Source organism: Streptomyces antioxidans, assembly GCF_000968685.2.
GTDB lineage: Bacteria > Actinomycetota > Actinomycetes > Streptomycetales > Streptomycetaceae > Streptomyces > Streptomyces antioxidans.
Window position 1 is genome coordinate 1 of record NZ_LAKD02000187.1, and the last position, 7,680, is coordinate 7,680.

General features: G+C 73.5%; 8 protein-coding genes. 3 read left to right on the forward strand and 5 right to left on the reverse strand.

The window, feature by feature from the left end; all coding sequences use genetic code 11:
- The 3 genes from VT50_RS37445 to VT50_RS37455 form a co-directional block, all read left to right on the forward strand.
- A partial coding sequence (locus VT50_RS37445; RefSeq protein WP_079343982.1) for a coiled-coil domain-containing protein occupies positions 1-1,218 on the forward strand: 1,218 nt, incomplete at its 5' end.
- 135 nt (positions 1,219-1,353) lie between these two features.
- A complete protein-coding gene (locus VT50_RS37450; protein WP_046087614.1) occupies positions 1,354-1,593 on the forward strand; it encodes an FmdB family zinc ribbon protein in 240 nt (79 codons plus the stop codon).
- Between the two features lie 200 nt (positions 1,594-1,793).
- The gene (locus VT50_RS37455; RefSeq protein ID WP_046087615.1) at positions 1,794-2,657 is read left to right on the forward strand and encodes a DUF4383 domain-containing protein; all 864 of its coding nucleotides are present in this window, start codon (positions 1,794-1,796) and stop codon (positions 2,655-2,657) included.
- Here the strand turns inward: VT50_RS37455 and VT50_RS37460 are convergent.
- The 5 genes from VT50_RS37460 to VT50_RS37480 all read right to left on the reverse strand — a co-directional run.
- On the reverse strand, positions 2,650-3,312 hold the full coding sequence (locus VT50_RS37460; protein WP_046087616.1) for an O-methyltransferase: 663 nt from the start codon (positions 3,310-3,312) through the stop codon (positions 2,650-2,652). The two genes, VT50_RS37455 and VT50_RS37460, sit on opposite strands and share 8 nt — an antisense overlap.
- A gap of 59 nt (positions 3,313-3,371) precedes the next feature.
- Positions 3,372-4,061, reverse strand: coding sequence for a response regulator (locus VT50_RS37465; RefSeq protein WP_046087617.1), 690 nt, complete (start codon positions 4,059-4,061; stop codon positions 3,372-3,374).
- Positions 4,052-5,230: a sensor histidine kinase gene (locus tag VT50_RS37470; RefSeq protein ID WP_046087618.1), complete on the reverse strand. Its 1,179-nt coding sequence runs from the start codon at positions 5,228-5,230 to the stop codon at positions 4,052-4,054. Before VT50_RS37470 ends, VT50_RS37465 begins: the two co-directional genes overlap by 10 nt.
- 254 nt (positions 5,231-5,484) lie before the next feature.
- Positions 5,485-6,345: an HAD family hydrolase gene (locus tag VT50_RS37475; RefSeq protein ID WP_046087619.1), complete on the reverse strand. Its 861-nt coding sequence runs from the start codon at positions 6,343-6,345 to the stop codon at positions 5,485-5,487.
- A partial coding sequence (locus VT50_RS37480; RefSeq protein ID WP_240529488.1) for a cysteine protease StiP family protein occupies positions 6,342-7,680 on the reverse strand: 1,339 nt, incomplete at its 5' end. The genes VT50_RS37475 and VT50_RS37480, both read right to left, overlap by 4 nt.

Sequence of the window (7,680 nt, forward strand, 5' to 3'; positions counted from 1 at the left end):
GGGCGGGGGGAGGGCCAGCGGGCGGAGGCGCAGGCGGCGAAGGACGCCGCCGCGGCGGCGTTCTATGAGCTGGACACCGCGCAGCGGGATCTGCGGATCTCCATCGAGACGATCACCGCCGTGGACGATTCGCCCGCCGCGCGCCGGACGGCGGGCGACTTCTCGGCGCTGGAGCGGCGGATCGACCAGGTCAGCCAGGACTACATCACGGCGGTGGACGCCCACGATCTGGACCGGGACGATCTGGACGCGGCCACGGCCTCCCGGGCCCGGGCCGATCTGGCCAGGGCGAAGGACGCGCTGGAGCGGACGAAGGCGGATCTGGACCGGTTCGCGCAGGGGCTGGGGCCGCTGCTGGAGCAGGCCGAGACCCGGCTGGCCCGGCTGGCACCGGCGGTGGAGCGGGCGCGGCAGGCGCTGCTCGCGGCGAGTAACGCGCTGGACGCGGTGCGTGCGTCGGGGCTGCGGGCGGACGATCTGGCGGCTCGGCTGGCGGCGCTGTCGCCCGAGTTGACCAAGCTCAACCAGGGCGCCGGGCAGCACGGTGTGCAGGAGACCCTGCGGCGCGCCGACGATGTGCTGCGCCGGGCCGAGGCGGTGCGCGGGGAGGCCGAGCGGCTGCCGGAGCGGGCCGCGGAGATCGACAAGCGGCTGGTGTCGCTGCGCACCCGCGCCCAGGCGATCACCACCCGGGCGGACGGGGTCGAGCCCGTCCTCAGCGAGCTGCGCCGCCGTTACACCGCGGCCTGCTGGCAGGATCTGCAGCCCGTCCCCGCACAGGCGGCGCGGGATGTGGCGCAGGCCGAGGCGAAGCTCAAGGAGGCGCAGGCGGCGCGCGAGGAGCAGCGCTGGCCGGATGCCACCGCGCTGCTGGCCACCGTACGGGCGCTGCTGAACAGTACGGACGAGGCCGTCTCGGCGGCCGGGGACCGGCTGCGGCGGCTGGACGAGGTGTCGTACGACCAGCAGAAGGAGATCGAGCGCACCAGGTTCGCGATCCGCGACGCCCAGCGGCTGGCCATGGCCGGGCGCAGCACGCCCGATCCGCGCCACGCGCGCCCGCTGGACGACGCCGTGGAGCGCCTTGACCGGGCCATCGCGGGTCTTGAGGGGCGGCATCCGGACTGGTGGCACTTCCTCTCCGAGACCGAGGCCGTACGGCAGACCGTCGGCCGGGTCGTCCAGGAGATCCGGGACGAGCGGGGCGGGGGGAATTGAGCCCGGGCGGGGCCCGGGGTCCATTCGGGGGGCTGATCTGCCGCGAGGCCCGGGGTTCGTGCTTGGGCTGACCTGCCGCGTAGCTCACGGCTCATTCGGGGGGCTGACCTGCGGTGCGGTGGCTATGCTCCTGTCATGCCTCGCTATGAGTACCGCTGCCGCGCCTGTGGCACCACCTTTGAGCTGAACCGGCCCATGGCCGAGTCCTCCGCCCCCGCGTCCTGCCCGGACGGGCACGAGGACACGGTGAAGCTGCTCTCCACCGTGGCCGTCACCGGCGCCTCGTCCGCGTCGTCCTCCGCCTCCTCGGTCCGGCCCCCGTCCGGCGGTGGCGGTGGCGGTGGCGGCTGCTGTGGCGGTGGCTGCTGCGGTTGAGCCCTGGGGGACGGGGGCGGATCCTGGAAGTACGTACCCGTGCCGCGCCTCCGGATGTCCGCACGCACATCGTGTACGCGACGGTGACGCAGCGGTGACGGTGCCGCAGCGGCGGCGGTGACGTGGCGGTCCACGGGTGCGGCCCCGACCGCGAAAGCGCGCGTGGCCGGGGTCCGGCGCCAGCAGCAAGGAGGCCGGAGATGGCTACGGGCCGCCCCTCCCCCATCGGTCCTCATCCCGCCGGAATCGCACGGCACTTCCCGGAGCGGATCGGCGCGCACACCACGCTCGATGAGCAGCTGCCCGTCGATCACCGGCTCAGCAAGGTCTATCGCGTCGGCGCCGGGCTCATGGGGCTGGTGCTCGTGGCCTTCGGCATCCTGGGCCTGATCCACCGGGTCGGCTTCTTCGACACCGGCAGCAACACGGTCGCCGGGCTCAACACCAACGGCACGCTGAGCGTGCTCTCCATCGTCATCGGACTGCTGCTGTTCATCGGCATGCTCATCGGCGGCAACTTCGCCTCCTCGCTCAACCTGGTGCTCGGGCTGCTCTTCCTGCTGAGCGGGTTCGTCAATCTGGCGCTGCTGGAGACCTCGTACAACTTCCTGGCGTTCCGGATGCAGAACGTGCTGTTCAGCTTTGTGGTGGGGCTGCTGCTGATGTGGTTCGGGATGTACGGACGGGTCAGCGGCGGGCTGCCGCATGACAATCCGTACTGGGTGAGCCGCCACCCCGAGCAGGCCGAGCGCGAGGCCGCCCATACGCACGAGCTGGTTTCGGCGCGGGAGCGGGCGGCCGAACGGGGCGGTACGGCCGCCCAGCCCGGCACCTCGCTCACCCCCGAGGCCCCGGGTGGACCGGGTGGACCGGGTGGACCGGGTGGACCGGATGGACCGGATGAGCCCGGCGCCCCGCCGGTTGAACGGTCCGGCCAGCCGCCCGGCAAGTGGGGCACGCTGGATCAGCCCGAGCCCGGCGGCGCCACGCCCGCCGGTCAGTCTGAGACCCCCGGGCGCTGGGCCCGGCTCCTGCGGCGCGTCCGCGACCGGCGGCTCAGCTGACCCGGCGCGCGAGCGTCAGGCCGTCGGCCACGGTGAGCATGATCGCCTCCATCCGGGCGTCCGCCGCCACATGGTCGTTGAACGCCTGGATCGCGGCGCCCCCGGGCGATGGCTCCGCCGCCATGATCTGCGCGTGGTAGAAGACGTTGTCCGCGACGATCAGACCGCCCGGGTTCAGCCGCGGCACCAGCTCCTCCCAGTACGGGATGTAGTTCTGCTTGTCCGCGTCGAGATAGGCGAGATCGATATGGGGCTCGGCGGGCATCGCGCGCAGCGTGTCCAGCGCGGGGGCGATCCGCAAGTCGATACGGTCCTGGACACCGGCCTTGGTCCACGCCTTCCGCCCGTACGCCGTCCACTCCTCCGACACATCGCAGGCGATCAGCCTGCCGTCGGCGGGCAGCGCCTGGGCCATCGCCAGCGCGGAGAAGCCGGTGAAGGTGCCGACCTCCACGATGTGGCGGGCGCCGGTCAGCCGGACCAGGAAGGCCAGCAGCGGGGCCTGCTCCTCGGCGGACTGCATCCCGGCGTGGCCGGGGAGTTCGCGGTGGGTGACCTCGACGAGCTCGCGCAGGACCGGGTCGAGCGGCGGATTGTGCCGCAGGACGTAGTCGTACAGCTCGGCCGTGATCGGTGTGCTCTTGCTCTCGGCCATCGCGGCCTCCCTTTCGGCTCCTCGGCTGCCCGGTCCGTTCCCCTCGGTTCCCCTCGGGTTCAGCTTCCCAGATAGCGCAGCACCGCGAGCACCCGGCGGCTGTACCCCGCGTTCCCCGGCAGTTCGAGCTTGTCGAAGATGGCGTTGATGTGCTTCTCGACCGCGCTGCGGGACACATACAGCCGCTCGGCGATCGCCGCGTTGGCGTGTCCCTGGGCCATCGCGTCGAGCACGTCCCGCTCGCGCGGGGTGAGGCGGCTCAGCGGGTCGGTGCGGGTGGAGCGGGCCAGCAGTCTGCGGACGACCTCCGGGTCGAACGCGGCGCGGCCCGTGGCGACCCGCTCCAGCGCGTCAAGGAACTCGTCGACCTGCACCACCCGGTCCTTGAGCACATAGCCGACTCCCCCGGACGGCGCCGCGGGAGCCCCAGGCCCGTCGGTCTCGCCCGCCCCCTCCCCCGTCAGCAGCTCCGTCGCGTACCGTTTCTCCACGTACTGCGACAGCACCAGCACGCCCACCCCCGGCCACCGCCGCCGGATCTCCAGCGCCGCCCGCAGCCCCTCGTCCGTATGCGTCGGCGGCATCCGTACGTCCACCACCACCGCGTCCACGTCCGGTGCGGCCTCGACCGCCGCCACCAGCGCGGTGCCGTCCCCCACCGCCGCCACCACCTCGTGGCCCTCCTCGGTGAGCAGCCGCACCAGGCCCTCGCGGAGCAGGGTCGAGTCATCGGCCAGGATCACTCGCACGGCACACCGCCCAGGGACGGGGCGGGCAGCTCCGCGGTGACCGTGGTGGGGCCGCCGCGCGGGCTCACCACGCTCAGTCTGCCGTCGAGGGCGGCGACCCGGCGGGCCAGCCCGAGCAGACCGCCGCCCGCCGGGTCGGCCCCGCCGGTGCCGTCGTCGGTGACGCGGACGGTCAGGGTGCCCGGGGCCACGGCCGCCAGCGCGACGTCGACGCGGGCCGCGCCCGAGTGCTTGAGGGCGTTGGTCAGCGCCTCCGCCACCACGAAGTACGCGGCGGTGCGCACCGCCGTGATCGGTTCGGCCGCGAGCCCGTAGTCCAGCCGTACGGGGATGGCCGAGCGCTCGGCGACCGTCTCCAGGGCGATCCGCAGCCCGGCCTCGTCCAGCACGGTCGGATAGACCCGCCAGGCCACCTCGCGCAGCTCGTCCAGCGCCTGGCGACTCTCCTCATGGGCCTGCGCCAGCAGGGCGTGCGCCTTGTCCTGGTCCTGGCTGCGGCGGGCCCGGCCGAGCAGCATGCCCAGCGCCACCAACCGCTGCTGTACGCCGTCGTGGAGATCGCGCTCGATGCGGCGCCGTTCGTCGTGGACCGCCTCGACGACCCCGGCGCGGCTGACGGCCAGCTGCTCGATGCGGTGCCGCAGCGCGTCCTGGGTCCCGGGACCGAGGACGTCACGCGCCAGCCGCGCCTCCAGGCCGACGACGCCGAGGACCCCCTGAGCGGCGAGGAACAGCAGGAAGAGGCCGCCGATACCGCTGGTCACGACGTTGATCAGGTTGTCGAAGGCATAGCCGAACAGCCAGCCCCAGAGGAGGAATGCACCGGGGGCGATGCCGATGAGCCCGGCCAGCAGCACCAGACCACCCAGCAGCCCGACGGCGGTGCGCGCCACGAGATAGCGCAGCGCCTGATGGCCGTCGTAGCCGGAGGTGACCTCGATGTCCAGGAACCGGGCCAGTCTGCGGCGCTCCAGCTCGGTCAGCCGCGCCGCGCCCGCCGTGAACGGCCGCAGTACGCACTGCCGCGCGCCCGGCCAGGGCACGGACTGCAGGGTCAGCCCCGCCGCCACCAGGAACGGCAGCGCGATGAGCGCCGTACCGGCCCCCGCGAGCAGCCCGGCGGCGCGCCGCACCGCGCGCCGCGGCCATCTCCCCTTGGTGGCACTCATGGGGGAAACGCTAGCGGCCGGGACCGGCCGTGGCACTGAGGATTTCCGCAGGTTGCCGGTGGGGGGACGGCCGGGGAACCGGACGGACCGCCTCATGGCTCCGGAGGGTGGCCGATTCCTAGCGTTCCGGCCATGACTGATCGGATCACCGACTGGGCCACCGGCCTGATGGACGCCCTCGGGGGCGGTCTACTCGAAGGCGGTGCTGGGCGCGGCCGGGCTCGCGGTGCTGGGCTGGGTGGCGGTGCGGCTGATCAGTCCCGGCCGCGGGAAACGGCGCGGATGATCTGGCTGCGGGCGCGCGCCCAGGTGACGGAGGAACGCTCGCCCAGGGCGCGGACGATGGCCTCGCCCGCCGCGACGCCCTTCTCCTCGACCACCGTCAGCTGGGGCGCCGACCAGCCGATATCGGCCAGTTCGCCGTGGCCGGGGCGCCAGGCGTGGTCGGCCGCGAGCAACAGATCGGTGTCGAGCAGCGAATCGCCCGCGGCCAGCACCTCGTCCGCTCCGGTGCGGCTCTTGATCTCGGCGACGGCCGCGCTCTTGGTGAGCGGCTTGGGCACGGCGTAGAGCTTGCGGCCCTGGAGGGAGACCGTCCAGCCGCGCGGGTCGGCCCACTGGGTGAGTTCCTTGACGTACCCCTCGGGCAGCAGCTCCCGCCGCACCACGAGATAGGCGAACAGCTCCTCGGCCACCCGCTCCTTGAGCAGCCAGACGGGGTCGGCGGTGGCGCTGAGGTGGGCGCGCACCTCCTCCAGGGGGGCGCATCCGTCGTCGACGGCGCCGCGCACCCGCTGGTGCCAGTCGGCGTCGGGCTCGCCGTCGACCAGCAGCTGGCCGCCGTTGGCGCAGATCGCGAAGCGGGGGGCGGGGCCGGGGAGGCGGATGCGGCGGTACTGCTCGACGGTGCGGGTGGTCGTGGGGACGAAGACGGAGGTGCGGACCAGCTCGGCGAGGAGTCCGGCGGCGGTCTCGGTCACGTACGACAGTGGCTTGCCTCCGTACGTCTCGACGCACAGCAGCCGCGGGGCCTCGGCGTCCGGCATCTCCAGGCCGAGCGCGGCGGCGGAGTAGATCAGGGTGCGGTCGAGGTCGCTTGCCACCAGAACGCTCATCGTGCCGCCACCGTTCTCTCGTGTCTGCTGGCGGCGGAGCCCGCCGTGTTCGCGGTGTTCGCCGGGTCGGCCGCCTGGTCGGAAGCTTCGCCGGCCGCCGGGTCGGAAGCCGTGCCGACCGTCTTTCCGTCGGCCCCGGTCGCGCCCCGGGTGTAGCGCGGGTGGATCAGTCCGACGCAGGTGTACGGGAGGTCGTCGGCCTCCTCGACCGGCACTCCGCGCTGCTCGGCGAGGAGCCGCACATGGTCCAGGTCCGCGCCCGCGCCGCGCTGGGCCAGGATCTTCCACGGGACGCGGCGCAGCAGCACCCGGGTGGTCTCGCCGACGCCCGGCTTGACGAGGTTGACGTCGTGGATGCCGTACTCCTGGCTGATCCGCTCGACCGCCGCCCAGCCCTCCCAGGTGGGGGTGCGGTCGGTGGCCGCGAGCCGCCCGGCGTCGGCCAGGGCCGCCTCGGCGACCTCGGCGAAGCGGGCCGAGACGGTGTCCAGGAAGTGCTCCGAGACGTCCGAGCCCGCGAGTTCGCGGTAGTACTTCGCGCCGTGGAAGTCGTTCGGGCCGACGAGGTCGGCGCGGAGCACGGTGCGCGATATCAGCCCGGATACGGTCGAGTTGAGGCAGGCGGAGGGGACGAGGAAGTCGTCCCGGGTGCCGTAGGTGTCCACACAGCGGCCGGGGTCGGCGAGGACCGCGATCCGCGGATCGAAGTCCGGGTACGGGGCGAGGGCGTCCGACAGCTCGCGGGTGATGGCGCCCTTACCGGTCCAGCCGTCCACGAAGACGACGTCCGCCGGGTCGTGGTGGTCCGCCAGCCAGCGCAGCGCGGCGGTGTCGATGCCGCGCCCGCGCACGATGGAGATCGCGTAGTGCGGGAGGTCCAGCCCGTGGGCGTGGCGCGCCCAGCGGCGCATCAGCACCCCGACGGGGGTTCCGGCGCGGGCGAGCGAGACGAGGACGGGGCGCGGGGAGCGCTCGGCGAGCACGGTTTCGGTGACCGCGCCGACCGCGCGGGCGATCCGGGCGGCGGAGGCGTCGAGGGCGGCCCGGAACAGCGCCTGGTAGCGCTCGTCGGGCTGGTACTCCACGGGCAGCGACTCGGCGTAGTGCGCGCCCCCGCTCTGGATCGCCTCCTCCCGCTCCTCGGTGGGCGCCTCGAGGGTGACGTGGGAGAAGTCCTGGAGCAGCCAGCCCACCTCTTCGGGGGCGTAGGACGAGAAGTCCGGTCCGCGCAGGGGCTCGTACGGCGGTTGGTGCATGGGCGGTGCCTGTCGTTCGGGGACGGTGCGGGGGGTGGGCGGGGTCTGGGGGCGGTAGGACGGCACCACAGCCAGCACC